The organism is Pandoraea anhela (assembly GCF_902459655.1).
GTDB classification, from domain to species: Bacteria; Pseudomonadota; Gammaproteobacteria; order Burkholderiales; family Burkholderiaceae; genus Pandoraea; species Pandoraea anhela.
On the sequence record NZ_CABPSB010000022.1, the window covers coordinates 60,213 to 87,164 of the forward strand.

The window sequence follows — 26,952 nt, forward strand, 5'->3', positions numbered from 1 at the left end:
GCATTTTTTACGTCGGCATGTTCAGAATATCGGCAACGACAAGAACCCCTTGATCACCAGCGCGTTAAGAATATCGATGAAAAACGCCCCGACCATGGGCACGATCAGGAAGGCGATGTGCGACGGACCGAAGCGCTCCGTCACCGCCTGCATGTTGGCGATGGCCGTGGGCGTCGCCCCCAGACCGAAGCCGCAGTGCCCGGCAGCGAGCACCGCCGCATCGTAGTTGCGTCCCATGGCGCGGAACGTCACGAAGATCGCGAATGCCGCCATCGCCACTGCCTGCACCACGAGAATCACAATCATCGGCAACGCCAGCGTCGAAAGGTCCCACAGTCGCAAGGACATCAGCGCCATCGCGAGAAACAGCGACAAACTCACGTTGCCCAGCACCGATAGCGAGCGCTCGAAGACTTCGTAGCCCACCATCGACAACACGTTGCGCACGACAACGCCGGTGAAGAGCACGCACACGAAGGTCGGCAATTCGAGCGGCGTCTCCGACAACCAGCGCGCAAGCATTTCGCCGCCCAGCAAGCAGATGGCGATCATCGCCACGGTCTCGATCAACGCCTGCGCCGTAATCAGACGCACCGTGTGCGGTTGCTCGAAGCCTTCGGGCGCAGCGTCCTTCGCGGCATCGGCGCCGGGCACGCTCGCCCCCGTGCGCCCCAGACGCCCCACCAAATAGCGCGCCACCGGACCGCCCAGCAGCCCGCCGAGCACCAGCCCGAAGGTCGCACAGGCCATTGCGATTTCAAGCGCCGACTGCACGCCGTAGCGCGAGGTGAGCGTCTCGCCCCATGCAGCGCCCGTCCCATGCCCGCCCGCCAGCGTGATCGACCCGCCCAGCAACCCCACGCCCGGCGGCAAGCCCATCGACATGGCCAACCCGACCCCGATCGCGTTCTGCATCACGAGCATCGCCGCCACAACGCCAAGAAACAGCACCAGCCGCTTACCGCCGGCACGCAGACTGGCCAGATTCGCCGACAGACCGATGGTCGCGAAAAACGCCAGCATCAGCGGACCTTGCAGCGTCGTATCGAACTTCAGTTCGACGTCGCCCACCTCACGCAACGACAGCGTGCCAAGCGCAACGAGTAGCCCCGCCGCCACCGGCTCCGGAATGCTGTACGTGCGCAATGGCCCAAACCACTCGACCAGCTTGCGCCCGAGCAATAGCACCAGCGTGGCGCAAACGAGTGTGCCGTACGTGCCGAACGCCAATTCCCTGGTGATTTCCATGCCTGTCCCCGCAACAAAAAGTGCGACGAGTGTAGCAATCGACATGTCGCCGGCTAATAGGAAAATTCTTAAAACATATGAAGTCGAGTCTCCACACAAAACTTTTGTTTTACGTCACCTCACATCGATTTGCGAAAATCTGACGTCATTTCATCGACAGTTGCAACGGTTTCGCAGATGTCATGCTTCAACGCAAATAGCGTATGAGCATCCGTTGATATTCGTTGCCCCGAAATCCGAGTATGCGCTCACGCAAATCCGGCGAGACCGTCGCGCCCAATCTTCACGTCTGATGTGACCGAATACCGCCTGGTGCAGCCTGGTGCCGCAGGAAAACACAAACGGCCCCGTGTTCTCACACGGGGCCGTCCTGTCAGGCCGTGACACAGGGGCGCGACCTCCCCTGTCTGCGCTTACTGGCGCACGCAATCCACGAAATACTCGGGACGACCGTCCACCTCCTCGACCACCAGACCGTGAATATCGGTGTGGAAGCCCGGGAAGCGCTCGTTGAAGTCGCGCGCGAAGCGCAGGTACTCGATGATCGCCGCGTTGAAGCGCTCGCCCGGGATCAACAGCGGAATGCCCGGCGGGTACGGCGTGAGCAGCACGCTCGTCACGCGGCCCTCCAGCTCGTCGATGGGCACCCGGTCGATCTGACGGTGCGCCAGCTTCGAGAAGGCGTCCGTCGGCTTCATGGCCGGCTGCATGTCCGAGAGATACATTTCGGTCGTCACGCGCGCCACGTCGTTCGCCTTGTAGACACTGTGGATCTGATCGCACAGATCGCGCAGGCCGATGCGCTCATAGCGCGGGAACTGCGCCACGAACTCCGGCAGCACACGCCACAACGGACGGTTGTGATCGTAATCGTCCTTGAACTGCTGCAACTCCGTGAGCATCGAGTTCCAGCGGCCCTTGGTGATGCCGATGGTGAACATGATGAAGAACGAGTACAGGCCGGTCTTCTCGACGATGATGCCGTGCTCGGCCAGATACTTGGTGACGATAGCGGCCGGAATGCCGCTTTCGCCGAACTCGCCGTCCACGTCCAGCCCCGGCGTGATGATCGTCGCCTTGATCGGATCCAGCATGTTGAAGCCGTCGGCCAGATCGCCGAAGCCGTGCCAGCGATCGTTCGCGCGCAGCACCCAGTCTTCCCGCTGAATCGTGCCCTCGTCGCCCAGATTCTCCGGGCCCCAGACCGAGAACCACCAGGAATCGCCGTACTCCTGATCCACCTTGCGCATCGCGCGGCGGAAGTCGAGCGCTTCGACGATCGACTCCTCGACCAGCGCAGTGCCGCCCGGCGGCTCCATCATCGCAGCCGCTACGTCGCACGACGCGATGATCGCGTACTGCGGCGAGGTCGACGTGTGCATCAGATACGCCTCGTTGAAACGGTACGTATCGAACGTACGCGCATCCGAGTCCTGCACCACGATCTGCGACGCCTGCGAAATCCCGGCGAGCAGCTTGTGCGTGGAGTGCGTAGCGTAAATCGTCGCTTCCGACGAGCGCGGACGGCCTTCGCCGATCGCGTGCATGTCGCGATAGAACTCGTGGAACGCCGCGTGCGGCAGCCAGGCTTCGTCGAAGTGCAGCGTGTCGATGTTGTTGCCGAGCACGTCCTTGATCATTTCGACGTTGTAGATCACGCCGTCATACGTGCTCTGCGTAATCGTCAGGATACGCGGCTTGGCGTTCGGGTCGCGCTCCAGCACCTCACGGGCGAACGGGTTCGCTTCGATCTTGGCGCGAATCACTTCCGGCTCGAATTCCGACTTCGGAATCGGGCCGATGATGCCGAGGTGGTTGCGCGTCGGTGTCAGGAACACCGGCACCGCCCCCGTCATGGTGATCGCGTGCAGAATCGACTTGTGACAGTTACGGTCGACGACCACGATATCGCCCGGCGCCACGGTCGCATGCCACACGATCTTGTTCGACGTCGACGTACCGTTCGTCACGAAGAAGAGGTGATCGGCGTTGAAGATGCGCGCCGCATTGCGCTCCGACGCGCCCACCGGGCCGTTGTGATCGAGCAACTGGCCGAGTTCCTCCACGGCGTTGCACACGTCTGCGCGCAGCATGTTCTCGCCGAAGAACTGGTGGAACATCTGACCCACCGGGCTCTTGAGGAACGCCACGCCGCCCGAGTGGCCCGGGCAGTGCCACGAGTAGGAACCGTCGGCCGCGTAGTGCGTGAGCGAGCGGAAGAACGGCGGCGGCAGCGAATCGAGGTACGACTTCGCTTCACGAATGATGTGACGCGCCACGAACTCCGGCGTGTCTTCGAACATGTGGATGAAGCCGTGCAACTCGCGCAGGATGTCGTTCGGGATGTGGCGTGAGGTGCGCGTCTCCCCGTACAGGAAAATCGGAATATCCGGATTGCGGCGGCGCACTTCCTGCACGAAGGCACGCAGGTTGATGATGGCCAGCGCCAGTTCACCCTCGCCCTCGCCGCCCGCTTCGCTCGAGAACGTGCCGAACTCGTCGTCGTCGATGGACAGGATGAAGCTCGACGCGCGGCTGGCCTGCTGCGCGAACGAGGTCAGATCACCGTAGCTGGTGAGACCGTTGACTTCCATGCCCTCGGCCTCGATGGCCTCCGCCAAGGAGCGAATCCCGGATCCGGAAATGTTCTCGGAGCGGAAGTCCTCGTCGATGATGACGATCGGAAAACGGAATTTCATTGGCGTTCCTTCGACAAAAGAACGAGCCACGGTCCGACATGGCCGTGGCTCTGGGGCATTGCGATATTGAGGATGCTCACCGGCGGCGAGTGTCTAGCTTACGAGGCTAGGTTTTCGGCAGCGTGACACCACGCTGTCCCTGATATTTGCCGCCACGATCCTTGTACGACGTCTCGCAGACTTCGTCGGATTCGAAGAACAGCACCTGCGCCACGCCCTCGTTGGCGTAAATCTTGGCCGGCAACGGCGTCGTGTTCGAGAACTCCAGGGTCACGTAGCCCTCCCATTCGGGTTCGAACGGCGTCACGTTCACGATAATGCCGCAGCGGGCATACGTGGACTTGCCGAGACACACGGTGAGCACGCTGCGCGGAATGCGGAAGTACTCCACGGTGCGCGCAAGCGCGAACGAGTTCGGCGGAATGATGCAGACATCGCTCTGCACATCAACAAAGGACTTCTCGTCGAAGTTCTTGGGGTCGACGATGGTCGAGTTGATGTTCGTGAAGACCTTGAATTCAGGCGCACAGCGAATGTCGTAGCCGTAGCTCGACGTGCCATAGCTGACGATCTTTTGCCCGTCCTGGGAATACCGGATCTGCGACGGCTCGAAGGGCTCGATCATGCCGTGCGCTTCGGCCATACGCCGGATCCATTTGTCGGACTTGATGCTCATGTCGGGGCCTGAATTGGGGTGGTACGTAAAAAGTGGGCGTATTTTACGCGATTGTTGCGGTGCGGTGACGTTTTCACTCGCACCGCCCCGCGCGGGCCTGCCCGGCCCCTTCGCGCCCCGTTCTCAGGTGTTCTGCACCACGATCGACGGGAACTTGCTGGTCATGTCCTTCTGCTTGGCCGCGATCTTCACGGCGACCTTGCGGGCGATGCTCTTGTAGAGTTCGGCCACGCGACCGTCCGGATCGCCCACCACGCTCGGCATGCCTGCGTCGGCATGCACCCGGATGCTCATCTCCAGCGGCAGCTTGCCCAGCAGATCGACGTCGAAATCGTGGCTCATGCGCTCGCCGCCGCCCACACCGAAGATCGGCTCCTCATGACCGCAGTTCGAGCAAATGTGCAGGCTCATGTTCTCGATGAGGCCGAGAATCGGCACGCCGACCTTCTCGAACATCTTCAGACCCTTGCGCGCATCGAGCAGCGCCAGATCCTGCGGGGTCGTGACGATGACCGCGCCCGTGACCGGCACCTTCTGTGCGAGCGTGAGCTGGATGTCACCCGTGCCCGGCGGCATATCGACGATCAGATAGTCGAGGTCGTGCCAGTTCGTCTGGTTGAGCAATTGTTCGAGCGCCTGCGTGACCATCGGCCCGCGCCACACCATGGGATTGTCCGGCTCGATCAGGAAGCCAATGGAACTCGCCTGCAGACCGTGACCGATCATCGGTTCGAGGGTCTTGCCGTCTTTCGACGCCGGCTTGCCGTGAATGCCGAGCAGCGTGGGCAGCGACGGGCCGTAGATGTCGGCGTCGAGAATCCCGACGCTCGCGCCTTCGGCGGCAAGCGCGAGCGCCAGATTCACCGCCGTGGTGCTCTTGCCCACGCCGCCTTTGCCCGAGGCCACGGCGACGATGTTCTTGACATTGGGAAGGAGCTTTACCCCGCGTTGAACGGCGTGCGATACGATCTTCTGGCCGATTTCGACGGCCACGCGCTCGACCCCGGGCAACTTGCCGACAGCGTCGGTAATTCGGGTGCGCATCGCTTCGAACTGGCTTTTGGCGGGATAACCGAACTCGATCTGGATACCGACGTGGCCGTGCTCGGCCGCGACCTGCTTCACATACTTGCCGGCGATCAGGTCGAGGCCCGTGTCCGGGTCGACGATGCCACGCAGCACTTCATTGATTTGGGCGACTTCCATGTGGGTCTCTCGCTCTGTCGAGGCACGCCGGACGGGCCCGGCGAAGCGCTAACAACTTGTAACAACCGTGGCGCACGCTCTCGACTAGCATTCGAGGCGCGCGTGTTATGGGGAACCAGCCGTCGCGGCAATTTGTCCTTGCCTGCGGTTGAAGCTCAGCGCTATTGTAAAAGACGTCGCGCCTTCAGGTTCAAAAGCCCTGCGGCGCGCGCGTGCTTCGACGAAGTGCTTACGCGTGTTTCATCACAGCTAGCTAATCGATAAGGAGCCTCAAATGAACAAAAACACTCTGCGCGCTTCCGCGCTCGTACTGGTCGCGGCCGCCATGCTCGCCGGGTGCCAGACGCCGCAGGGCACGAACACAGCGGTCGGCACCGGTGTCGGTGCTGCGGTCGGGGCGGGTCTGGGCAACCTCATCGGTGGCAATACCACGGGCACCCTGATCGGCGCGGCAGTCGGCGCGGCCGCCGGCGGCGCCACCGGCTACAACTGGCAATCGATCAAGAACGCGCTGGGCGGCCATACGGCCGGCACGGGCACACAGATCTCCGAGCGTCCGGACGGACAGCTTCAGGTCAACGTGCCGAGCGACGTGACGTTCGACACCAACCAGTACGCCATCAAGCCGAACTTCGCCGCCGTGCTCACCGATCTGGCCAACTCGATGAATCAGAACCCCGGCATCACGGCACGTGTGATCGGTCACACGGACAGCACGGGCGGCGACCGGATCAACATTCCGCTGTCGCAAAACCGGGCCAAAAGCGTGACCCAGTTCCTGACCAGCCGTGGCGTGGCCGCGAACCGCCTGCAAAGCGTAGGCGTCGGTTCGAGCCAGCCGGTCGCCTCGGACGCCACTGCGGAAGGCCGCGCCCAGAACCGTCGCGTCGAAATTCTGCTGCAAGCACCGCAACAGCAGCAGCAACAAGCGCCGCGCGGTTAACCTCGTAAAACGTTCCTGAATCCCCCGTTCAAACGCCTGCCCGCCCCGCCGGGTGGGCGTTCGACGGCGCCCTCGCCGCACGCATGCTGCGACGCAGCATCGAAAGTCGGCGCATCGGTTGAACTAATCCACCGCCCTGTCGCTCAGACCCTTCGGAAGTGCCTACCGTGGGTGCTTTCATCTCCTCTTTGTTATTGACGTTACGTGTGCCTAGTTATGCCGGAACCTGGTTCCGGCTTTTTTTTGGCCGCGCGTTCCGATCACGCGCCGGACCGGGGCGAATTCGCCGTCCGGCACGCCCGATTGGGCGTCAACGCGCCCCGCCTGCTAGAATCGTCCTTTCCTGCATCCTCAACCCACCACAGTCAATCCCCATGTCCCGCCGCATTCTCGTTACATCCGCACTGCCGTACGCCAATGGCCAGATTCACATCGGTCACCTGGTGGAATACATCCAGACCGACATCTGGGTACGGTTCATGCGAATGCAGGGCCATGAGGTCTACTACGTCGGGGCTGACGACACGCACGGCACGCCGATCATGCTGCGTGCCGAGAAGGAAGGGCTCACGCCGAAACAACTGATCGACCGCGTCTGGAAGGAACACAAGCGCGACTTCGACAGCTTCAACATCTCGTTCGACAACTACTATTCGACGGATTCGGAAGAGAACCGCGAACTGTCGGAGAACGTCTATCTGGCCCTCAAGGCGCAGGGGCTGATCGAGGCGCGCGATATCGAACAGGCATACGACCCGGTCAAGGAAATGTTCCTGCCGGACCGCTTCATCAAGGGTGAGTGTCCGAAGTGCGGCGCCAAGGATCAGTACGGCGATTCGTGCGAAGTCTGCGGCTCGACCTACGCGCCGACCGACCTGCTCAATCCGTACTCGGTCGTCTCGGGCGCCACGCCGGTGCGCAAGACGTCCACGCACTACTTCTTCAAGCTCTCGGACAAGCGTTGCGAGCAGTTCCTGCGCAAGTGGGTCGCCGGTCTCGCCCAGCCCGAGGCCGCCAACAAGATGAAGGAATGGCTCGGCGAAGACGGCGAATCGACGCTGGCCGACTGGGACATCTCGCGCGATGCGCCCTACTTCGGCTTCGAAATCCCGGGAGCGCCAGGCAAGTACTTCTACGTGTGGCTCGACGCACCGGTGGGCTACTACGCCAGCTTCAAGCATCTGTGCGCCAAGCGCGGCCTGAACTTCGACGAATGGGTGAAGCCCGGTTCGACCACCGAGCAGTACCACTTCATCGGGAAGGACATCATGTACTTCCACACGCTGTTCTGGCCGGCAATGCTCGAATTCTCGGGCCATCGCACGCCGACCAACGTGTTCGCCCACGGCTTCCTGACCGTCGACGGCCAGAAGATGTCGAAGTCGCGCGGCACGTTCATTACGGCGCAAAGTTTCATCGACACCGGACTAAATCCGGAGTGGTTGCGTTACTACATCGGCGCCAAGCTCGGCAACACGATGGAAGACCTCGACCTGAACCTCGATGACTTCATCGCACGCGTGAACAGCGATCTGGTGGGCAAGTACGTCAACATCGCCAGCCGCGCGGCGGGCTTCCTCCTCAAGCGTTTCGACGGCCGCGTGTCGGCGCTCGCCATGAACGCCCCGCTGCTCGCGCAGGTGCGTGCCGCGGCGCCGCAAATCGCCGCGCATTACGAGGGTCGCGAGTTCGGCAAGGCGTTGCGTCTGGTGATGGAACAGGCCGATGCGATCAACGGCTACGTCGACACCGTCAAGCCGTGGGATCTTGCGAAGGACCCGGCGCAGGCTGCGGCATTGCACGAAGCGTGCTCCGTCTGTCTGGAAGCGTTCCGTTTGCTGACGCTGTACCTCAAGCCGGTGCTGCCGACCACGGCGCAAGCGGTGGAGCAGTTCCTGAACATTGCGCCGCAAACGTGGCAGGACGTCGACCGCCCGCTCACCGCCGATGCCGCCATCAACGCTTACAAGCACCTGATGACGCGAGTCGAAGGCAAGCAGGTCGAAGCGCTGCTCGCGGCCAACCGCGACTCGCTGCAAGCCAGTGCGCCGACGGCCGACGCGGCGGCCGCGAAGGGCAAGGACAAGTCGGCAAAGGCGGATAAATCCGACAAAGCAGAGAAGGCAGACGACGGAGTCATCACCATCGACGACTTCGCCAGGATCGACCTGCGCATTGCCCGGATCGTCGCTTGCAAGGCGGTCGACGGCTCGGACAAGCTGCTGCAACTCACGCTCGACGCGGGTGAAGCGCAAACGCGCAACGTCTTCTCCGGCATCAAGTCGGCGTATCCGCAACCGGAAGTGCTCGTCGGCAAGCTCACGGTCATGGTCGCCAATCTGGCCCCGCGCAAGATGAAGTTCGGCATATCCGAAGGCATGGTGCTGGCCGCCTCGGCCGCCGACGAGAAGGCGGAACCGGGCATCTATATCCTCGAACCGCACAACGGTGCAAAACCCGGCATGCGCGTGAAGTAAGCGTCACGTTCGTCTGACGAAACACCCCGAGTGCCGGCTTTCCGGCCTCGGGGTGTTTTGCTTTTCGCGGGACGTGTGCGTCAGCGGGACGCCGACACCATCAGCATCATCGGCCTTTCCAGTTCTTCGGCCAGCGCAGGCGTCTGACGAATCTGATCGGCGGTCGGTGCGAACTCGTTCAGCTCCCGAATGTGAAAGCCTGCCTCGATCAGCGTATTGACGGTCGTGCCGAGCGTGAGGTGATACTTGAGCACGCCTTTGACGAACCAATCGGTGCGGCGCTCGCCCTCGACCGAATAACCGTTGACGGGCCATGTCTTGCGTCCGTCCTCGTCTTCGAGCCAGTGCGGATGCGCCGCCGCCATGAAGATCGGATGCTCGAGCGTGAAAACGAGACGCCCGCCCGGCGCGAGTCCGCCATAGATCGCCCCGATCAGCCGCCCGAAGTCGCGCACGTAGTGAAACGTGAGCGCGCTGTAGACCAGATCGAATGCGGCGGTGGGCAAGGTCAGTGTGTCGAGGTCGTCGATACGGTATTCGATGGCGTCCTCGGACGTGGCGGCCATGGCGCGGTCGATCATGTTCCGGGACAGATCGATGCCGAGCACCGAAGCCGCGCCCTGACGCCGCATCCACCGCGACGCCCATCCGAAGCCGCACCCGAGATCGACCACGCGCTTGCCATGCAGGTCCGGCAACATCGCGCGGATCGCGGGCCATTCCGGTGCGCCGTCAAGACCGTGGACCTGCCGCGGGAGCTGGCTGTAGCCAGCGAAGAATTCGTGATCGTCGTAGATGTTCTGAGCCATGAGTGTCGTCCGAAAATGCCCAATCGATGCAATAGGCGTGATCGCCGGACGTCGCGTCGGGGGCACGTTGATCCCGCGTCAATACGGCGACCGACGCCACGGCACACGTCGCCGTCCGGCTAACGCAGATGATCCACCGGCAACGCAGTGGTGAACTTCACGGTTTCCATCGAAAAACTCGCGCTGATGTCCTGAAGGTCGGCCACGCGAATGAGCTTCTTGTAGAAACGGTCGTACGCGGCGATGTCGGGCAGATAGACCTTGAGCAGATAGTCGATGTCGCCGGCCATACGGTGAATCTCGACAATTTCGGGCAATTCCCGTGCGCCGGCCACGAAGCGGACCATCCAGTCCTCACTATGCGTTGCGGCTTTGATAAACACGAACGCCGTGACGCGCAGATCCAGTTGTTGCGGATCGCACAGCGTCACCTGCCCGGTAATGACGCCGTTTTCCCGCAAACGCTGCACCCGGCGCCAACACGGCGTCGGGGACAGATGCACCGCCTCAGCCAGCTCGCCGAGCGAGCGCGAGGCATCGGTTTGCAGATTTTCAAGAATCGCGAGATCGGTTTTGTCCATTACCGCTACCTAACAGGAAAATTTTTCCAAATCCTACCCGATCCAACGGGATATTTGAAAGCCTTTACCCAGCGCCCGCCAGTAGACTTCAGAAACATTCCCGAAACAACGCTCGCCATGAAAATATTCACCCAACATCCCGCATCCGTCGGTGAGAACTATCTCCAGCACATGGGTACCGCGTTGTCGTTTGCACTGTCGTTGCTGGGGGCCTTCCTCGCGTGTCTCGTGCACGCCGTGCTGCCGTTCGCCTTTGAGAAGACCGGAAGCAGGATCATCGTGCGGCTGCATGAGCGAATGGTGGCGAACCGGCACCGTCATGCAACGCCTGCGAGCGCGTCGGTCGAACCGACGTCTCAGGCAACGCAGCGATAGGACCGGGATCGGACCGGGATAGGATCGGGATCGGCAAGCCATCCGGCCGCGTCCTCGGATTGCACCGGGGCCTCGCTTGAGCCTTGCCTGGGCCTCGCTGGATCCGCCTCCCGGTTGCACGCAGATGGCGCTCAGATCGTAGCCGGCCAGCAGCCGGCACGCACCTCTCGCGATCAGGGCCGCTCCGATGCGGGATCGGGCGAGCGCGACGTCACCGTCACGCGAGCGTCCGGGCCGAAGTGGGCATTGAACATCGCCGGCGAATTGACACCGTCTTCGAGCCAGCGCCAGCTCCACACCGTTTCCTTCTTCAGACGATACTCGGTGATCGTCGTCGGTTTGCCGAGCAGACGCCGCACGTCGTCCTGCGACATGCCCGGCTGCACTTGCTGGAAATTCTCGGCCGAGAGCGCCTGCGTTACGGTTTTCAGCTTGCCGTCGGCCCCGATGTCGACCATGTACGTCTTGAGTCCGCCGGGCGCGCGCGGATACTCCAGACGACGCGAGCCGTCGTTGTTCTCCCACACGATCTCCGGCTTGCCCATCTGATCGCGCACCTGCGCTTCGGTCGTCACTCCCGGCTTGAGGTCGCGCAGCAGCATGTCGTCCGGCTTGACCGCATTGAACGTATCGCGCGCCTTTTCACGCGCTTTGTCGATCTGCTGCTGATCGCAGCCGAAAAGTCCCAACAGACTCGCGAGCAATCCCATGGCGACTCCCCAACGAAGGCCCAGGCGCATGCCCGGTGCGCGATGATCGAAATCGAGCGACGTTTTCATCCTTACCTCTCCTCTTCACGTTTGCCTGCCTACCGGACGCCAAGCCCGCCGCACCGCACTGCCGTCAATCGAAGCGACGGTTGAACAGCACATCGAAGCCGGACAGCGAACCGGTACGCAAGGCAAGTTGCCAGCGACGCGACACCTGCCACGTGATTTTCACAATACTCGCTGCGCTGGTCAGACTCTGCTCGTATCCCAGCGAGAAGTTATCCGAGATCGCCTTGCCGACTTTGACGACCTGCTCGTCGTCCGCCAGCCCCGAATCGCTGGTGCCGATGCTGAACTCGTCGATCCCCAGATCCTTGATGATGCGCTTGCCGCCCGTGGCGCCCAGCAGGGCCGTGGCCGCTCCCGCCATCGCCTGACGCTGCCCGAGTCCGGCGCCGTCGGGGCCGTGGCCGAACATCAGCCACGACAGCTTCTCTTCGTCCGACACGTTCGGCTCGGAGACGAGCGAGACGCGCGGCTGACGCACCGTGCCCGTCACCAGCACGCCCGCCGCGACTTCCTGATTGCGGCGCATCGCCTGGATGTAGATATCGGGGTTGCCCAGCGGACCGACGAAATTGATCTGCCCGCGCTCGATGGCGAGCTTGCGATCGAAGGCTTCGTATGTGCCTTCCGCGACGGTGATGGTGCCGGTCGCACGCATCGGCGTGAGCGGATCGCTCTGCACCTGCATACTGCCGCGCAGCAACAGATCGGCGCCTGCGCCAACGAAGCGGAAGTCGCGTCCGAGATTGACCTCCACGTTGATATGAGGCGAAAAGCGGCTGGTCGGTTGCGCCTCGATACGCGCGGCTTCCTCCTTCGGATCGACCGGCTTGGCGCGCGCCTGAGCGCCGCCGCGCACGACTACGACATCGTCGCCCAGCTTGGGCGCGCTCGTCGGCGGCAACGCAAAACGTGCCCGGTCAACGGTGAACTTGCCATTCAGGGCCATTGCATCGCCACTGCCGGTCGCCCTGGCTTCGCCCGTCAGCGACAACTGGCGGTCGGGCGCGGCGAACAGTTGCAGCTTGTCGGCGGCGAGCGTCACGCCAAGCGTCGGCTCGGGGGTGTCGAGCCGGATGTTGCCTGTCGCGCGGGCCGTGCCGCCGCCACCGCCCGTCACGACCACGTCGCGCAGCACGATCTCGGTCGGCGTCAGCGAAACACGAAGCCTGCCGTCCTTTACGCTCACGCCCGTGTCGAACATCTGAGCGGAGAGATCGTCGGCCGTCAGCTCGCCCGTGGGACGCGGCTTGGCCACCGTGCCCGCCAGCGTCATCTGAAGATTCGCGCGTCCCTTGAACGAGAACTGCGCCCCCGCGAGGTCTTCGAACTTGGCGAGATTCGGGATGGCGACGGCGACGCGCCCGCTAAGCGGCGCATCGTCGGGCACGCTCGGCAGCCCCCCTTGCACGCGCAAGCCGGTCTGCACGTCGGCGTCGAGCGTGCCGACCAGCGACGACATCGCCTTTACCGTCGTGCGCGCCGTCTGGCCCGACAAGTCGATACGCGCGCGCATCTCCGAGAGGCCGAGCGGCACCCGCGCCCCGACCCCGCCCTTCTCTGCACTCAGTCCCGGAATGCCCGTGATCGTCACCTTGACGCTCTCGTTCACGCCGCCGCGACGCAACGTCACGTCGCCGCTGCGTCGAACGACTTCGACGAAGCCGTCGGCGCGCTGTGCGGCGCTCACGTTCCATTTGCCGTCGAGCACGAGGTCGCTCGCGACCGGCGACGGCTCGCCCGTGAACGACTGCACCACGCGCAGCACCTGCGCGATATCGAGGGTGTCGATCGTGCCCGCCGTCTTCATCTGGCCGTCGCCGTAGTCGAAGTTCGCCAGCGACAGCGTTCCGGCCGCCGCCACCAGTTTGGCCGCGCCCAGATGGACGCGCTCGGCACTCGCCTCGACCTGCCACGGCGACGCCAGCGCGAGCTTCGGCACACCCCGGTTTTCGAGCGCCTGTATGGTGCCCTTCCAGCCCGGTTTGCCGCGCGTGTTCGTGATCGCGCCCGCCGCGTCGAGATTCATGTCGAGCGGGGCTTCGCGCAACTTGCCGGCGGTTTTGAGATGCAGCGTGTGCGCACCGCGCGTGCCCGCCAACGCCACCGAGAGCTTGTCGAGTCGCGCGATATCGCTCGTGAAGCCCTGGCCGTCGAGCGTCACGTTCAGACGATCGCCTGCCGCACCGGGCAAGCCGCCGCTCACGTCCACCTTGCCGGCCAGATGGTCGAGCTTCTGCGCCCCGAACACGAGCTTGTCGGCCGCGAGCGTCGCCACCACTGCCGGACGCTCCATCGTCCCCGACACCTGCCCGTCCAGTTGCAGACGGCCGGCGAGACCGAAACCGAGTTTGTCGAGCGACGGGGCGTCGACGTTGACCGCCATCTTGTCGCCCGGCGCACCGAAACTGCCGCGCAACAGCACTTTGTTGCCAGCGACGAGCAGGCTCGCATCGCTCGGCAGCAACCGCGTGCCCGCCAGCTTCACGGTACCTGCCCCGCTCATCGGCAAATCGGCGTAGACGCTGTCCTGCAACGCGAACTTCAGCGCCAGGCCGAACTCGGGACGCAACGCACCCTGCGCATCGAATTGCCCCGTGACACTTGCCGACGGCGTTTTCGCACCGCGTTTTTGCGGACCGTAAAGGTCGTACCAGGCAGCCGGGTCGAAACGCGTGAGCCTGATCTGCGCCTGGTAAGCGCCCGTGTCCCCCGCCTCCAATACGCCGGTGGCCGCGACCTTGCCGTGGCCGGCATCCAGCGATAACGCATGAACGGTCGTGCCCTTCGCGTCGAGACCGACGTCGGCGAGGACACGTCGCGCCGCATCGCGCCAGTCGAGTGCGATGCGCTGTCCGGCGGCGTCGAGCTTGATGTCGAGCGGACCGCCCAGCTTCGTCGCCGGCAGCTTGCCGTACAGCGCGCGCAGATCGAGATCGCGCATCGTCAGCGCGAAGCCGCCGACGGTGGCCTCGGTGTCGGCCGTCGTGGTGGGCAATGCCACGCCCGATGCGACCGATGCCGCCGCCGCGCCCACCCCGCTCGCGGGCACCGCCAGCGGCGTAACCTTTTCGCGACGCAACTCACCGCTACCGGTGAGCACAGCGCCTCCCGCGAGTTTCAGTTCGATGCCGGTCAACGACTGACGCGTTGCGTCGAGCAGCACCTGGGTACGCAGCCGCTCGACGGGCAGCCCGCCGGCATCGATCGCCCCCGGTCTGGCGTTGGTCACGGACACCGGCCCGAGCACACGGAATGCCTGCGCCCCCGGTTCGGGCCGCAGATCGGCCTGCACGGCGAGATCGGCTTGCGGGGCTCCCGGGGCGAAATCGCGCGGATTGATGTGATCGAGGGCAATCTGCGCCCGCGAGAGCGGCACCGCGCCGAAGGGCGACGCCGCGATGTGCGCCGTACCGTTGAGCTTCTCGCCGCTGGCCGTCAGATCGATGACGAGGGCGTCCAGCGAGCCGGACAAGTTCGCCGTCAGCGAGACGGGAATATCACCCGCCTTCGCCTGCAAGCCCACGTTGCCGCCCAGCGCAAACGGCCGCTGGCCGTTCAGTTGGAGATTCGCCCGAGCCTCGCCGTACGGTGTGCCGAGATGTTCGAGTTGCACCGTATGCTGCGTGCCATCGCTGCGCGCCGTCACACGAATATCCTCCAGCACCAGCGCCGGCGAATGCAGCGTGAGCTTCGCCACGCGCACGTCGTTCAGCGTCAGGCCCAACGGCAGGCGCAGACTCGTCGGCATCGTCGTTGGCGTGTTCGACGGCGGCGACGGCGCGAAGGCCAGTTCCACGTCGCCCGCATGCAGCTTGTCCACGGTGAAATGCAGCGCACGCCAGGCGAGATCCCAACGCGTGTCGAGCCGGCTGACGGTGATGCGCGTCGCGCCGTCGACGTAGCGCACGTCGTTCACCGTGAAGCCGTGCAGCACGCTGCCGCTGCGCCACTCGCCGGACAGTTTCCCGCCGAGCGCGGACACCGCCGTCTGCCAGAGCCAGCGGCTGCCGCGTTCGCTGGACGTTGCCCAGACCAGCACGCCGATGGCAAGCCCCCCGATCAACAAGAGCGTCAGCAGAGTGCCCGCCAGCCAGCGCCCCCATCGACGCCGCTCAGGCGGGGGCGGGGGCGGGGGCGTCATGTTGTCGGGGGGCGGATGGCCGCCACCGTCAGCAGAGCCAGGCGTGCCCGCGTGCGCCGCGAGCGTCGGTTCGTGCGCACCGTCGCGCGGGCCGGTGCTCATCGCGAGCGGGGCAAGACCATTGGCAACATCGAGTGGCAATTCAGTGGAGAGACGCATCGTCGTCATCAGAAGGCCACCCCCAGCGAGATGGCCGGACGGAAGCGCCGGTCGTGCACGCCGTAACCGAGATCCAGGTTGACGGGACCGACCGGGCTGCGCCAGCGCACGCCCACACCCACGCCGTGGTACAGCGGCGTGGGGTGCCGATAGTCGTCGGTCGCCGTGCCCACATCCCAGAACACGGCCGCGCCCCAATCGCGCGTGAACCAGCGCTGATATTCGAGACTGGCGGTGCCGAGATACTTCGTCGGGAACGTCGTGCCGTTCTGCTGGCGGCCGATGCTCTGGTACGTATAGCCGCGAATCGACGACGTGCCGCCCGCAAAGAACAGCAGCGACGACGGAATCCGGTTGCTGTTGCCGTTCGTGAGCACCGCCCCGAGTTCCAGCCGCGCCAGCACGAGATCGCGCTCGCCGACCGGGAAGTACTGACGGATACGGCCGTACAGCCGCACGAAGCTCTGATCCGTCAGCACCGGCTTGGCGGCGAAGCCGACCTGCGTGTTGATGATGTTGCCTTTGCGCGGAAAGATGAGGTCGTCCACGTCGCGGCGGTTCCATGAGAATGCGGGCACGAGCGCCTTGTTCAGGAAGCGTTCGCCGCCGTCGGGACGCTCGTCCGTCCGGTAGAAGTCCAGCGTGTAGGCCCAGTCGTAGCGCTCGCGCGAGCGCGCGCGCTTGATGCCGATCTGCGTCGAGCGCTGATCGAGACCGTTCAGATAAGTGCGGTCGAACGAGCCGCGCAGGCTATTGGTATAGGCGCTCGTATCCGGCGGCATGCCGATTTCGGCGTAACCGCCCTGACGGTACTGTTCGAGCCGCGCCTGCGAATCGAACGTCCACGCTTTGCCGAACAGGTTGTAATACGAATAGCGCCCGTTGATGCTCGCGCCGGTGTCCGTCGTGTAACCGACGCCGCTCTGCACCCGGTGCTCGGGGAATTCGCGCACCTTCACTTCGATGGGGGCGTTCTCGGCCTTCGCTGGATCTTCCGTCACCGAGATGATCACGTTCGAGAAATACGGCGTGGCCTGAATCTGGCGTTGCAGTTCTTGCAGACGATCCGCGTCGAACGGCTCGCCCTCGGACAGCGGGTTGATGTTGCGGATGATCTGCTCGGGGTAGCGCCGCGTGCCCGAGATGATCAGCGGGCCCAGCGTGAAGGGCGGGCCGCTTTCGAAGGTCGCGGCGAGCGAGGCCGCGTCGTTGTCGGCATCGACCACAGCGCGCGAGAAGGTCATCTTCGCGGCGTGGTAGCGTTTCTGCCCCAGCTGAAACAGCGTATCGTTCTTCGCCTTGTCCCAGTCCGACTGGCGAAACGGCGCATCGACCGGCAACTCCCAGGCGCTTCGTAACTGCTCGATGCGCTGCGGATCCTGCGCCGCCGCCGGGCCGGTGAACTTCAGATCGACCTCCTTGATGTGCGTACGCGGGCCCGCGTCCACCTTGATATCGACATCGCGCTTGCCGTTGATCGTTGCGACATCCACGTGCGTGACGGGCGAGAAGTAGCCTTCGGTGGACGTGAGTTCCTGCACCTGTTCGCCGATCGTCGCGACGATGTGCTCGAACTGGGCTTCGCCGATGTCGTCGCGCTCGGCGTAGCGCACCACGTCGAGGTTGTCCTTCAGGAGCTTGGCGATCTCCTTGGGCGCGTCGACGCGCACCCGATAGTCCGCATGCGCGAAACCGGGTAGCCACAGGCCGCAGGCCAGTGCGCTCAGCACAATCCGCGCGAGGGAGGGGCGGCAGAGCAGGCGGCGCAAAGAGCGCACGCCGAAGCGACGGCCAGCGTCGTGTCCGGATTTGATCTGCGAGACGGTCAAAACCTTCCTTGAAAATATTCGCCGCCGGTGGTCCGGCGTGCCGTGAGTTCTGCTCCGACGCACGAAGCTCGCTGGCGTGGCGCAACAGGCGCCTGACAAAGGCTCAGCAAGGCAACGCGTGAAGCGTATGTGAGTCGTATTTGAACATATCCGCGGGTCAGGTTCACCCGGATGTCCCGAAAACAGGCGAAAGGGCTGACGTGCCCCAAACCGGGGAAACCGCCAAAACGTCGAACGGGGACGGGTTTGCGGTAGAATCTGCGTCGATTGGCGCTGTCTCGACGGTGCCGCTTTTGCCTAATTTTCACGCAATCGACCATGTACGAGTCCGACATCACCCAATTCATCAAGCAACTCAAGACTGAGAAGCCGACGCTGGAAGCGGAGCAACGCAAGGGCCGCGCCCTGCTGTGGGACAAGCAACCGATCGATCTGGACGAGCGTAGCCGCGCCCAGCAATCGCGCGTGGCCCAACAGCCGTACGTGTACCAAAACGAGTAAACCGACCCAGCCGGCGAGTCGTTCGCCACTTCCCTGCCGAGTTCCGCATTGAATCCGAGCACGCCCGACGATCCGTCGGCCATTCCCGCCACGCCCGACCCGATCCCCGAGATCGCGCCGGTGCCTGAGCACGTCATTGCGGGCATGACCGAAGTGGCGGCGCAGGCGTCTGGCGATGGGTCTGGCGATGGCCGGAACGACGCGCAGAGCGGCCTCAGCGACGAGCGTGCCCACCCGGACGAGACGCCGGCGACCGCGATCGGCGCAACGCACGGATCTGGCGCGGCGCACGCCGACGCCAGCGCGAACACATCGGCACAGGCGGCACAGTCTGCACAGGCAGCCGGCGATGCCACCGGATCTGCGGCCTCATCGCCGTCGGCGGCCTCGCCTCGCCCTGCCGGCGCAGGCGGCACCGCCACAGAACTGCCCGCGCCGCACGACGGGCAGGACTCGACGCCCGATACGGTTGACGGCGTAGCACGGGCGCGCCTCTACGGCGAACCGCTCTTCGCCCTGCCGAACGACCTGTACATCCCGCCGGATGCACTGGAAGTCTTCCTCGAAGCGTTCGAAGGTCCCCTCGACTTGTTGCTGTATCTGATTCGCAAGCAGAACTTCAACGTGCTCGACATCCCGATGGCGCAGGTCACGAAGCAGTATCTGCTGTACGTCGAGCAGATCCGCCGGACCAATCTCGAACTGGCGTCCGAGTATCTGCTGATGGCCGCGATGCTCATCGAGATCAAGTCGCGTATGCTGCTGCCGATCAAGAAAGCCGATACCGGCGAGGAAGCCGAGGATCCGCGCGCCGAACTGGTGCGCCGTTTGCTGGAATACGAGCAGATGAAGCTCGCCGCGCAGAAGCTCGACACCTTGCCGGTGCTCGGTCGCGACTTCCTGCGCTCGCAGGTCTACATCGAGCAAAGCCTTCAGCCGCGCTTTCCCGACGTCGACGCAGAGGACCTGCGCGCGGCGTGGGCCGAAGTGCTGCGCCGGGCCAAGCTGGTACAGCATCACAAGATCTCCCGCGAAGAACTCTCCGTGCGCGAGCATATGAGCCAGATTCTGCGACGCCTGCAAGGCGCGCGTTTCATGGAGTTCACCGAACTCTTCGATGTCACGCGCGGCGTGCCGGTCGTTGTGGTCAACTTCATCGCCATGCTCGAACTCACGCGAGAGTCGCTGCTGGAAATCACGCAGGCCGAGCCGTTCGCGCCGATTTATGTGCGCCTGACTTACACCCCAAACTGAGCGCCCCATGAAAGTCATTCCCTCGATTCACGAACTGCGCGATCAGTTGCGCGGCCAGAATCGCGTCGCCTTCGTGCCCACCATGGGCAATCTGCATGAAGGCCACCTGTCGCTCATGCGCCTTGCGCGCCAGCACGGCGACCCGGTTGTCGCCAGCATCTTCGTGAACCGTCTGCAATTCGGGCCGAACGAAGACTTCGACAAGTACCCGCGCACGATGGCCGACGACGTTGAAAAGCTCACGCGCGAAAACGTCTACGTGCTGTTCGCCCCGGACGAGAAGGAAATGTACCCGGAGCCGCAGGAATACCGCGTCGAGCCGCCGCATGATCTGGGCGACATTCTCGAAGGCGAATTTCGCCCCGGCTTCTTCAAGGGCGTTTGTACGGTCGTCACCAAGCTGTTCTCGTGCGTGCAACCGCGCGTGGCCGTCTTCGGCAAGAAGGATTATCAGCAACTGATGATCGTGCGCAGCATGTGCCGTCAGTTCGCGCTGCCCATCGACATCATCGCCGCCGAGACGGTGCGCGCCGACGACGGTCTGGCGCTGTCATCGCGTAACCGCTATCTGTCTGACGCCGAGCGCGCCGAAGCGCCGCAGTTGTACCGCCTGCTGGGCGAGATTCGCGACGCGGTGAACAGCGGCAAGACCGATTACGCAGCGCTTGAGGCCACGGCCATGAAGACGCTCGTCGAGCGCGGCTGGAAACCGGACTACGTGGCGATTCGCCAGCGTGCGAACCTGCGCGTGCCCGCGCCGGGCGCGGCGCCGGCCGAGAGCCTCGTGGTGCTCGCCGCCGCCCGGCTTGGAGCGACGCGTCTGATCGACAATCTCGAAATCTGAGCGCCGGGCGCGCCGCACGAGGTCAACGCACCGGTGCGGCTCGCCTGAGACGCACGTCGCGCGCGTGTCGGCCATCCGCCGATTGCGCACGCATTCTTCGGTCGCGCAGCGCGCGACACTGCAACACAAGAGGCACGCCATGTACCGCACCATGCTCAAGTCGAAGATCCACCGCGCCACCGTAACGCACTGCGAATTGCATTACGAAGGCTCGTGCGCGATCGACGAAAACCTGCTCGAAGCCTCGGGCCTCGTCGAAAATGAGCAAATCGACATCTTCAACGTCAACAACGGCGAACGCTTCACGACCTACGCCATTCGCGGTGAGCGTGGCAGCGGCATGATCTCGCTCAATGGCGCCGCGGCCCGTCGGGCGCAATTGGGCGACATCGTCATCATCGTGTCGTACGCTCAGGTCGAGGAAAAGGAAGTGCTGGCCGGCTTCAAGCCGAAGCTGGTGTTCGTCGACGAGAAGAACGTACAAAAGGGCGAGCGCGATCATGTGCCGCTCCAGGCATGGGAAGAGACCCGCGCCTTCGAAGCCGCAAGCGCTGCGAAGTAACGCTGCCGCCGGCTGGCCGTCGTCGTGTGTCCGCTTGATTCCGGCGGACTTGATTCCGGCGAGGTGACAGCCCTCGGTCCGCCGCGTCCGTCATGCGACATCATGCGCAATCATGCAAAAGGGACCCTCTCGGGTCCCTTTGCTTTCATGCCTGCGCTGCGAGGCTCACTTCGCCACGAACGCCGTAATCCCTTCCCACTGCGGCAGATCGCGCGCGACGCGTCCCGGCGCCACGTCCCAGAGCGTGAGCCCGTGCGCGGCGAGTTGCACATAGTTCTGCGTGTCGCGCAGCATGCCCAGCACCGGCAGGCCGGCTTCCTCGCAATAGCGCGAGAGTTGATCGGCGGCCCGGGTACGGGCATCGACCCGCATGCCGACCACGCCGATACGCACGTCGCCCTGACGCACCGCCTTCTCCTCACCGAGCTTCTGGAGAAAATCGCGCGTGGCGAGAATGTCGAAGATCGACGGCTGCAACGGCACCAGTATGTGGTCCGCAAGCTTCAGAATCGAGTCGAGACGCTTGCCATGCAAGCCCGCCGGCGTGTCGAGAACGGCATGCGTCGTGCCCTTGGGTGGACGCGCGACCTCGCTGTGATCGACCTCCCAGGTCGCGATCGGACGCAGCGCCGGCGCACGCAATCCCAGCCAGGCCCGCGAGGACTGCTGACGATCCGTGTCGCCCAGCATCACGGCATGACCCTGTGCGGCCAGATAGCCCGCCAGATTCGTCGCGAGCGTGCTCTTGCCCACGCCCCCCTTTGGATTCGCTACCACGATCACCGGCATTGCAGACTCCCCGAGGTCGATTTTCCGCACATCTTACAACGGCTGGATGACGCTCCGAATTCTCGCTCGTGCGCCGAATCGCCCGGGCAGCGTCAGCGCAAACACGCCCAGACGCGCGGCAAATCCAGATGCCCGGCGAACGAATCGGCCAGCCGGTCGAGCGACGCCTCTCGCAGCGCGTTGTAGTCCTGACGGTCGAGATCGCGCGCCCCGGCCCATGTGAGCAAGGCGTGCAGCGCCTCGGGCGTATCGAAGAGCCCGTGCAGATAGGTGCCCATGACCTGATCGTCCGCAGAACGCGCCCCGTCGGCGACGTCACCGTCGAGCCAGACGGCAGGCCGCGCGAGCGCCGCCCCGCACGTTACGCCCATGTGGATCTCGTAGCCCTTCACCGGGGCGTCGCCCGTCGTGAGACGTCCGGCCACGACGCGCAACTGCTTTTGCGTCTCCATCGTGGTCTCGATCTCCAGCCAGCCCAGACCTGCCGTCGTGCCCGCCTCGCCTTCCAGTCCGAGCGGGTCGTGAATCGCCGTCCCGAGCATCTGCAAACCGCCGCAGATCCCGAGCACCTTGCCGCCGTAGCGCAGATGCCGGGCGATCGACGGCGCCCAGCCCTGCGCCCGCAGCCATGCCAGATCGGCACGCACGTGCTTGCTGCCGGGCAGAATCACCAGATCGCTCGCCGGCCAGGCTTCGCCCGGCCCCACGTAACGGAAATCCACCTGCGGATGCGCCCGCAACGCGTCGAAGTCCGTGTGGTTGCTGATGCGGGGCAGGACCGGCACGCACACGCGCAAACGCGTCTGCGCGCCCGCCGCTGCGTGACGCTCGCGCGGCAGCATGTCCTCGCCGTCCAGATGCAAGCCATGCAGATACGGCAGCACGCCCAGCACCGGAATCCCGGTCTTGTCCTCCAACCATTCCAGGCCGCTCGTGAGCAGCGACGGATCGCCGCGAAACCGGTTGACGATGAACCCCTTGATACGCGCCCGTTCACTGTCGGACAAACAGGCGAGCGTGCCGATCATTTGCGCGAAGACACCGCCACGGTCGATGTCCGCGACGAGCAGCACGGGGGCATCGACGGCTTCGGCAAAGCCCATGTTGGCAATGTCGCGCGAGCGCAGGTTGACCTCGGCGGGACTGCCCGCGCCCTCCACGATCACGGCGTCATAGCCCGTGCGCAGGCGCTCGTAGGCCGCCAGCACCGCCGCCATCGCGCGCGGTTTGTACTCGTGATAGGCGCGCGCATCGAGATCGGCCATGACCTTGCCGCCGATGATGACCTGCGCGCCACGGTCGCTGCTCGGCTTGAGCAGCACGGGATTGAAGTCGGTGTGCGGCGCGATGCCCGCCGCCTGCGCTTGCAGCGCCTGGGCACGGCCGATCTCGCCGCCATCGGCCGTCACCGCGCTGTTGAGCGCCATGTTCTGCGGCTTGAACGGTGCGACACGCACGCCTTCGCGATACAGCAGGCGGCAAAGACCGGCGACCACCGTACTCTTGCCCGCGTCCGAGGTCGTGCCCTGAATCATCAGGGTGCCGCGATAGACGTTATGGGCAGGACGGGCGCTCGCGGGCGCGTCGAATTTGACAGGGATTTCACTCATGAGACGGATTATCGCATCGGGCGCTCGTACAATATCGCCCATGACCGACCTTGTAACGACCTCACCCGACCTGACCTTCGTCCTGGGCGGCGCGCGCTCCGGCAAAAGCGCGTTCGCCGAGGGGCTTGCCGCGCAAAGCGGCCTTCCCGTCACCTATCTCGCCACCGCTGCCGTGAGCGACGAGCCGGAAATGCGCGCGCGCATCGCGCATCATCGGGCGAGCCGTCCCGGCCATTGGGAGACGGTGGAAGTCGGCCGCGATCTTGCCGGGACATTGCGCAACACCGCGCGCAACGGGCGTTGCGTGCTCGTCGATTGCCTGCCGTTGTGGCTCGCCGGATGGCTGTGCCCGCCGGACGATCATCCCGATGGGCCCGCCAGCGATGCGCAGTGGCAAGGGGTCGTCGACACGCTGGCCGCAACGCTGGTGTCGCTGCCCGGCAGGATCGTCGTCGTCAGCAATGAAATCGGGCTGGGCGTGATTCCGATGGGATCGGTCACGCGCCGTTACGTCGACGAACTCGGGCGTCTCAACCAGCGCGTGGCCGCGTTGGCGCCGCAAGTGCGTTTCGTGGTCGCCGGCCTGCCGATGGCCGTGAAGGGTTGAACACCGTCAGCAAGCAAAGTCAGCACGCAAAGACAGACAAAGGATAAGCGCCGATGCTCACCGGACTCGCTCCCGAATCGCTCTGGCTCGCCGCATTGATCGGCGTGCTGCTCGACGCCTGGCTGGGCGAGCCGCGCCGCTGGCATCCGCTGGTCGGCTTCGGCTACATCGCCAACGGTGTCGAGGCTTGGCTCAACGATCCCGCCGCACGCGACAAGCCATTCAGTGCGATGACGCGCGGCCTGTGGGGCTGGTCGATCATGCTGGTGCTGCCGGTGCTGATCGCCTGGGCGCTGACGTTTCTGCCCGGCTGGGGCGGCCTGCTCTGGCAGGCGCTCGCGCTGTACGCGGCGCTTGGGGCGCGCAGCTTGCGCGAGCACGTCATGCCCATTGCGCGCGCGCTGCGCGAGGGCGATCTTTCGCAGGCGCGCGCCTTGACGGCACGCATCGTGTCGCGCGACACGGAGGACGCCGGAGCGTCCGATCTCGCACGCGCCGCCGTCGAGTCCACGCTGGAGAACGGCAACGACGCCATCTTCGGTGCGCTCTTCTGGTTCGCCATCGCCGGTGCGCCGGGCGTGGTGCTGTTCCGTCTCGCCAATACGCTCGACGCAATGTGGGGCTATCGCACCGACAAGTTCCTGTATTTCGGCCGCCCTGCCGCGCGGATCGACGATGTGCTCAACTGGATTCCCGCGCGTCTGACGGCGGCGAGTTACGCGATCTTCGGCGACGTCGCCAGCGCCATCAACTGCTGGCGCACGCAGGCCGCCGCATGGTCCAGCCCCAACGCAGGTCCGGTGATGGCCGCCGGCGCCGGCAGTCTCAACGTGCAATTGGGCGGCCCCGCGCGCTATCACGGCGAGTGGGAGTCGCGCCCGCCGCTCGGCTGCGGTACGGCGCCGTCCGCGCAACACATCAAGGCCGCCTGGCGGCTCATCTCCCGTTCCATGTGGATGTGGCTGATCGTGAGCGGCGCGCTCGCGCTGTTCGCGGCCTCGCAGGCCGACGCCATGCCCACGACGCCGCTGTGACCGTCATGCCCGCCTCACTGACTTCGTCGACTTCTACCGCTTCGTCGCAGTCCGCGACATCCACGCCGGTCGCACCGCGCCACGGCGGCAACCTCGGTGAAGCGATACGCCGATACCATCGCGCGCGCGAAGACTGGCTCGACCTGTCGACCGGCATCAACCCCATCGGTTATCCCGTGCCGACGCCCCCCGCCAGCGCCTGGCGCGATCTGCCCGACGCTTTCGACGATCTGTGCGACGTCGCGGCGAACTACTACGGTGTGCCAGTCGAAACCGTCGTGCCTTGCGCCGGGTCGCAAGCGGTCATCCGGGCGCTGCCCACGTTGCTGCGACCGGCACGCGTCGCCGTCGCATCGCTCACGTACAGCGAGTACGCCCCTGCCTTCGCGCAAGCGGGACATACGCTCGTGCCATGGCTCGGTCCGCAAGCCGGTCTGCCCGACGTCGATCATCTCGTGTGGGTCAATCCCGACAATCCGACGACCCGTCATGTGGACCGGGAAACCCTCTCCCGCTGGCGCGCAGCATTGGCCTCGCGCGGCGGCACGCTGATCGTCGACGAAGCGTTCGCCGACGTTTTGCCGCACGCGTCGATGACGCCGCACGTCGGACGCGACGATGGACATGGCCTCATCGTATTGCGCTCCGTCGGCAAGTTCTTCGGACTGGCGGGGATTCGGGCGGGTTTTGCGTTGTGCCCCGGAGCATTGGGTGCCCAATTGACCGAACGGCTGGGCGCATGGACCGTCAGCGGTCCTGCACGATTCGCAGTCCGAACGGCATTGCGCGATGCCTCCTGGCAGCGTGCGGCTCGCGAACGTTTGTTGCGGGACGGTGAGCGCTTGTTGTCGTTGCTGCGCGAATACGGCTGGCCGGCGCTAGGCACTCCGCTGTTTGCGTGGACACCTCACGAATCGGCGCCCCGCTGGCACGAGCAGCTTGCGCAGGCAGGCATCTGGACACGCCTGTTCGACGCCCGCCCGGTTTGCCTGCCCGATGGCGCAACACACGTGCTGCCCAGCCTGCGACTCGGTTTGCCGCCGAACGAGCACGCGTGGCAGCGGTTGCGTGCGGCATTGCGTCTCACGGCGAACGGCTGATCTCGCGGGCGTCGTCCCGGTTTTCGCCCGTTTGCATCGATTTGTCCCGGATTCCGTCCCAAATGCGCTTTTCGGGAACTGCACAACACCGTTATGCTTCTGAACGGGTGCAAGTTGCCCGGGGCCACATCCCGATGTGTCGCTCAGCGATCGCTTACGCGATATTAATGGACGTGCGTTCTCGACGTTTTCGTTACAAATTGAAGCATTTCTGCAACAAATGCACACAGTCATCGCCCAAGGGCGCCGCTAGACTGAAGGTTCTTTCGCAAGGGCTTTCCCCAATTAAAAGGACGACCAAATGAAAAAACTGCCGCTGTTGCTCGCCACGCTTCTGACCGCCACGATCGTGACGGTGGGTTGCTCCAAGAAGGAAGATCAATCGGCTGCGCCGGCTGCCGACACGACGGCATCCGCTCCGGCCGCTGCGCCGGCAGATAACTCGGCAACGGCCAGCGGTGCAGGCGGTGCAATGAGCGCCCCCGCATCGGACGCAGGTGCCACAGCCCCGGCACCCGCCTCGAACTAACGCAGGCCCGGGCCCGCCACTGTCTCGGACTCCGGTCCATCGGGCAGTGTGCAGGGTCGCGAAATGCCGTTTTCGTTGCGCGCCGGGCCTGTTCGGCTCGACATAACGTACGACGACTGCGGCACGACGACTGCGGCACGACGACTGCGGCACGACGACTGCGGCACGACGACTGCGGCACGACGACTGCGGCACGACGA

21 protein-coding genes and 1 pseudogene are annotated in these 26,952 nt (G+C 64.5%); 11 read left to right on the forward strand and 11 right to left on the reverse strand.

Features of this window, described 5'->3' with window-relative positions; translation table 11 throughout:
- Window positions 1–21 precede the first annotated feature (21 nt).
- The 4 genes and pseudogenes from gltS to apbC form a co-directional block, all read right to left on the reverse strand.
- Window positions 22–1,248 carry a sodium/glutamate symporter gene (gltS, locus tag PAN31108_RS22550; RefSeq protein WP_150670999.1) on the reverse strand — a complete coding sequence of 409 codons (1,227 nt, stop codon included), beginning with the start codon at window positions 1,246–1,248 and terminating at the stop codon, window positions 22–24.
- 413 nt (window positions 1,249–1,661) lie between these two features.
- Window positions 1,662–3,947, reverse strand: a complete 2,286-nt coding sequence (locus PAN31108_RS22555) for an arginine/lysine/ornithine decarboxylase (RefSeq protein WP_047907331.1) — start codon at window positions 3,945–3,947, stop codon at window positions 1,662–1,664.
- Between the two features lie 106 nt (window positions 3,948–4,053).
- On the reverse strand, window positions 4,054–4,623 hold the full coding sequence (dcd, locus tag PAN31108_RS22560; protein WP_150671000.1) for a dCTP deaminase: 570 nt from the start codon (window positions 4,621–4,623) through the stop codon (window positions 4,054–4,056).
- Between the two features lie 123 nt (window positions 4,624–4,746).
- A pseudogene (apbC, locus tag PAN31108_RS22565) lies at window positions 4,747–5,841 on the reverse strand (iron-sulfur cluster carrier protein ApbC); the annotation flags it as partial.
- 262 nt (window positions 5,842–6,103) lie between these two features.
- Here apbC and PAN31108_RS22570 point away from each other — a divergent pair.
- Window positions 6,104–6,772 carry a YiaD family glycine zipper/OmpA-like lipoprotein gene (locus tag PAN31108_RS22570; RefSeq protein WP_150671002.1) on the forward strand — a complete coding sequence of 223 codons (669 nt, stop codon included), beginning with the start codon at window positions 6,104–6,106 and terminating at the stop codon, window positions 6,770–6,772.
- Window positions 6,773–7,146: 374 nt separating this feature from the next.
- On the forward strand, window positions 7,147–9,249 hold the full coding sequence (gene metG / locus PAN31108_RS22575; protein ID WP_150671003.1) for a methionine--tRNA ligase: 2,103 nt from the start codon (window positions 7,147–7,149) through the stop codon (window positions 9,247–9,249).
- Window positions 9,250–9,329: 80 nt separating this feature from the next.
- Here the strand turns inward: metG and PAN31108_RS22580 are convergent, their stop codons facing one another.
- Both PAN31108_RS22580 and PAN31108_RS22585 read right to left on the reverse strand, forming a co-directional pair.
- A complete protein-coding gene (locus tag PAN31108_RS22580) occupies window positions 9,330–10,058 on the reverse strand; it encodes a class I SAM-dependent methyltransferase (protein ID WP_150671004.1) in 729 nt (242 codons plus the stop codon).
- A 119-nt stretch (window positions 10,059–10,177) separates the two neighbouring features.
- Window positions 10,178–10,639 (reverse strand): Lrp/AsnC family transcriptional regulator, encoded by a 462-nt coding sequence (locus tag PAN31108_RS22585; protein ID WP_174990512.1) that lies wholly within the window; start codon window positions 10,637–10,639, stop codon window positions 10,178–10,180.
- A gap of 117 nt (window positions 10,640–10,756) precedes the next feature.
- On the opposite strand from PAN31108_RS22585, the gene PAN31108_RS22590 reads away from it, so the two are divergent.
- Window positions 10,757–11,014: a DUF6356 family protein gene (locus PAN31108_RS22590; RefSeq protein WP_150671005.1), complete on the forward strand. Its 258-nt coding sequence runs from the start codon at window positions 10,757–10,759 to the stop codon at window positions 11,012–11,014.
- Between the two features lie 173 nt (window positions 11,015–11,187).
- Here PAN31108_RS22590 and bamE read toward each other — a convergent pair whose 3' ends face one another.
- From bamE to PAN31108_RS22605, 3 genes are all read right to left on the reverse strand, one after another.
- Window positions 11,188–11,724, reverse strand: coding sequence for an outer membrane protein assembly factor BamE domain-containing protein (bamE, locus tag PAN31108_RS22595; protein ID WP_150671020.1), 537 nt, complete (start codon window positions 11,722–11,724; stop codon window positions 11,188–11,190).
- Window positions 11,725–11,857: 133 nt separating this feature from the next.
- On the reverse strand, window positions 11,858–16,102 hold the full coding sequence (locus tag PAN31108_RS22600; RefSeq protein ID WP_150671006.1) for a translocation/assembly module TamB domain-containing protein: 4,245 nt from the start codon (window positions 16,100–16,102) through the stop codon (window positions 11,858–11,860).
- Window positions 16,102–17,823 (reverse strand): autotransporter assembly complex protein TamA, encoded by a 1,722-nt coding sequence (locus tag PAN31108_RS22605; protein WP_306440165.1) that lies wholly within the window; start codon window positions 17,821–17,823, stop codon window positions 16,102–16,104. Before PAN31108_RS22605 ends, PAN31108_RS22600 begins: the two co-directional genes overlap by 1 nt.
- A gap of 417 nt (window positions 17,824–18,240) precedes the next feature.
- Between PAN31108_RS22605 and PAN31108_RS22610 the strand changes: the two genes are divergently transcribed.
- The 4 genes from PAN31108_RS22610 to panD all read left to right on the forward strand — a co-directional run bounded on the left by PAN31108_RS22610 (window position 18,241) and on the right by panD (window position 21,083).
- The gene (locus PAN31108_RS22610) at window positions 18,241–18,423 is read left to right on the forward strand and encodes a DUF3460 family protein (RefSeq protein WP_150671007.1); all 183 of its coding nucleotides are present in this window, start codon (window positions 18,241–18,243) and stop codon (window positions 18,421–18,423) included.
- A 426-nt stretch (window positions 18,424–18,849) separates the two neighbouring features.
- Window positions 18,850–19,677 carry a segregation and condensation protein A gene (locus PAN31108_RS22615; RefSeq protein WP_150671022.1) on the forward strand — a complete coding sequence of 276 codons (828 nt, stop codon included), beginning with the start codon at window positions 18,850–18,852 and terminating at the stop codon, window positions 19,675–19,677.
- A gap of 7 nt (window positions 19,678–19,684) precedes the next feature.
- Complete coding sequence (gene panC / locus PAN31108_RS22620; RefSeq protein ID WP_150671008.1) at window positions 19,685–20,521, forward strand: pantoate--beta-alanine ligase; 837 nt, start codon at window positions 19,685–19,687, stop codon at window positions 20,519–20,521.
- Between the two features lie 139 nt (window positions 20,522–20,660).
- Window positions 20,661–21,083: an aspartate 1-decarboxylase gene (panD, locus tag PAN31108_RS22625; RefSeq protein WP_150671009.1), complete on the forward strand. Its 423-nt coding sequence runs from the start codon at window positions 20,661–20,663 to the stop codon at window positions 21,081–21,083.
- 165 nt (window positions 21,084–21,248) lie between these two features.
- Here panD and PAN31108_RS22630 read toward each other — a convergent pair whose 3' ends face one another.
- Window positions 21,249–21,872 (reverse strand): nucleotide-binding protein, encoded by a 624-nt coding sequence (locus tag PAN31108_RS22630; RefSeq protein ID WP_150671010.1) that lies wholly within the window; start codon window positions 21,870–21,872, stop codon window positions 21,249–21,251.
- A gap of 92 nt (window positions 21,873–21,964) precedes the next feature.
- On the reverse strand, window positions 21,965–23,482 hold the full coding sequence (locus tag PAN31108_RS22635; RefSeq protein ID WP_370819715.1) for a cobyric acid synthase: 1,518 nt from the start codon (window positions 23,480–23,482) through the stop codon (window positions 21,965–21,967).
- A gap of 40 nt (window positions 23,483–23,522) precedes the next feature.
- On the opposite strand from PAN31108_RS22635, the gene cobU reads away from it, so the two are divergent.
- The 4 genes from cobU (at window position 23,523) to PAN31108_RS22655 (ending at window position 26,752) form a co-directional block, all read left to right on the forward strand.
- Window positions 23,523–24,089, forward strand: coding sequence for a bifunctional adenosylcobinamide kinase/adenosylcobinamide-phosphate guanylyltransferase (gene cobU, locus PAN31108_RS22640; RefSeq protein ID WP_150671011.1), 567 nt, complete (start codon window positions 23,523–23,525; stop codon window positions 24,087–24,089).
- Window positions 24,090–24,142: 53 nt separating this feature from the next.
- Window positions 24,143–25,123, forward strand: coding sequence for an adenosylcobinamide-phosphate synthase CbiB (cbiB, locus tag PAN31108_RS22645; protein WP_150671012.1), 981 nt, complete (start codon window positions 24,143–24,145; stop codon window positions 25,121–25,123).
- Between the two features lie 5 nt (window positions 25,124–25,128).
- Window positions 25,129–26,223: a threonine-phosphate decarboxylase CobD gene (gene cobD, locus PAN31108_RS22650; RefSeq protein ID WP_150671013.1), complete on the forward strand. Its 1,095-nt coding sequence runs from the start codon at window positions 25,129–25,131 to the stop codon at window positions 26,221–26,223.
- A 301-nt stretch (window positions 26,224–26,524) separates the two neighbouring features.
- A complete protein-coding gene (locus PAN31108_RS22655; protein ID WP_150671014.1) occupies window positions 26,525–26,752 on the forward strand; it encodes a hypothetical protein in 228 nt (75 codons plus the stop codon).
- Window positions 26,753–26,952 lie beyond the last annotated feature (200 nt).

What these genes read in the sequence shown, in the direction of transcription:
- gltS (WP_150670999.1), bottom strand. Translation starts at nt 1,248, where the DNA reads ATGGAAATCACCAGGGAATTGGCGTTCGGCACGTACGGCACACTCGTT.
- PAN31108_RS22555 (WP_047907331.1), bottom strand. Translation starts at nt 3,947, where the DNA reads ATGAAATTCCGTTTTCCGATCGTCATCATCGACGAGGACTTCCGCTCC.
- dcd (WP_150671000.1), bottom strand. Translation starts at nt 4,623, where the DNA reads ATGAGCATCAAGTCCGACAAATGGATCCGGCGTATGGCCGAAGCGCAC.
- PAN31108_RS22570 (WP_150671002.1), top strand. Translation starts at nt 6,104, where the DNA reads ATGAACAAAAACACTCTGCGCGCTTCCGCGCTCGTACTGGTCGCGGCC.
- metG (WP_150671003.1), top strand. Translation starts at nt 7,147, where the DNA reads ATGTCCCGCCGCATTCTCGTTACATCCGCACTGCCGTACGCCAATGGC.
- PAN31108_RS22580 (WP_150671004.1), bottom strand. Translation starts at nt 10,058, where the DNA reads ATGGCTCAGAACATCTACGACGATCACGAATTCTTCGCTGGCTACAGC.
- PAN31108_RS22585 (WP_174990512.1), bottom strand. Translation starts at nt 10,639, where the DNA reads ATGGACAAAACCGATCTCGCGATTCTTGAAAATCTGCAAACCGATGCC.
- PAN31108_RS22590 (WP_150671005.1), top strand. Translation starts at nt 10,757, where the DNA reads ATGAAAATATTCACCCAACATCCCGCATCCGTCGGTGAGAACTATCTC.
- bamE (WP_150671020.1), bottom strand. Translation starts at nt 11,724, where the DNA reads ATGGGATTGCTCGCGAGTCTGTTGGGACTTTTCGGCTGCGATCAGCAG.
- PAN31108_RS22600 (WP_150671006.1), bottom strand. Translation starts at nt 16,102, where the DNA reads ATGACGACGATGCGTCTCTCCACTGAATTGCCACTCGATGTTGCCAAT.
- PAN31108_RS22610 (WP_150671007.1), top strand. Translation starts at nt 18,241, where the DNA reads ATGTACGAGTCCGACATCACCCAATTCATCAAGCAACTCAAGACTGAG.
- panC (WP_150671008.1), top strand. Translation starts at nt 19,685, where the DNA reads ATGAAAGTCATTCCCTCGATTCACGAACTGCGCGATCAGTTGCGCGGC.
- panD (WP_150671009.1), top strand. Translation starts at nt 20,661, where the DNA reads ATGTACCGCACCATGCTCAAGTCGAAGATCCACCGCGCCACCGTAACG.
- PAN31108_RS22630 (WP_150671010.1), bottom strand. Translation starts at nt 21,872, where the DNA reads ATGCCGGTGATCGTGGTAGCGAATCCAAAGGGGGGCGTGGGCAAGAGC.
- PAN31108_RS22635 (WP_370819715.1), bottom strand. Translation starts at nt 23,482, where the DNA reads ATGAGTGAAATCCCTGTCAAATTCGACGCGCCCGCGAGCGCCCGTCCT.
- cobU (WP_150671011.1), top strand. Translation starts at nt 23,523, where the DNA reads ATGACCGACCTTGTAACGACCTCACCCGACCTGACCTTCGTCCTGGGC.
- cbiB (WP_150671012.1), top strand. Translation starts at nt 24,143, where the DNA reads ATGCTCACCGGACTCGCTCCCGAATCGCTCTGGCTCGCCGCATTGATC.
- cobD (WP_150671013.1), top strand. Translation starts at nt 25,129, where the DNA reads ATGCCCGCCTCACTGACTTCGTCGACTTCTACCGCTTCGTCGCAGTCC.
- PAN31108_RS22655 (WP_150671014.1), top strand. Translation starts at nt 26,525, where the DNA reads ATGAAAAAACTGCCGCTGTTGCTCGCCACGCTTCTGACCGCCACGATC.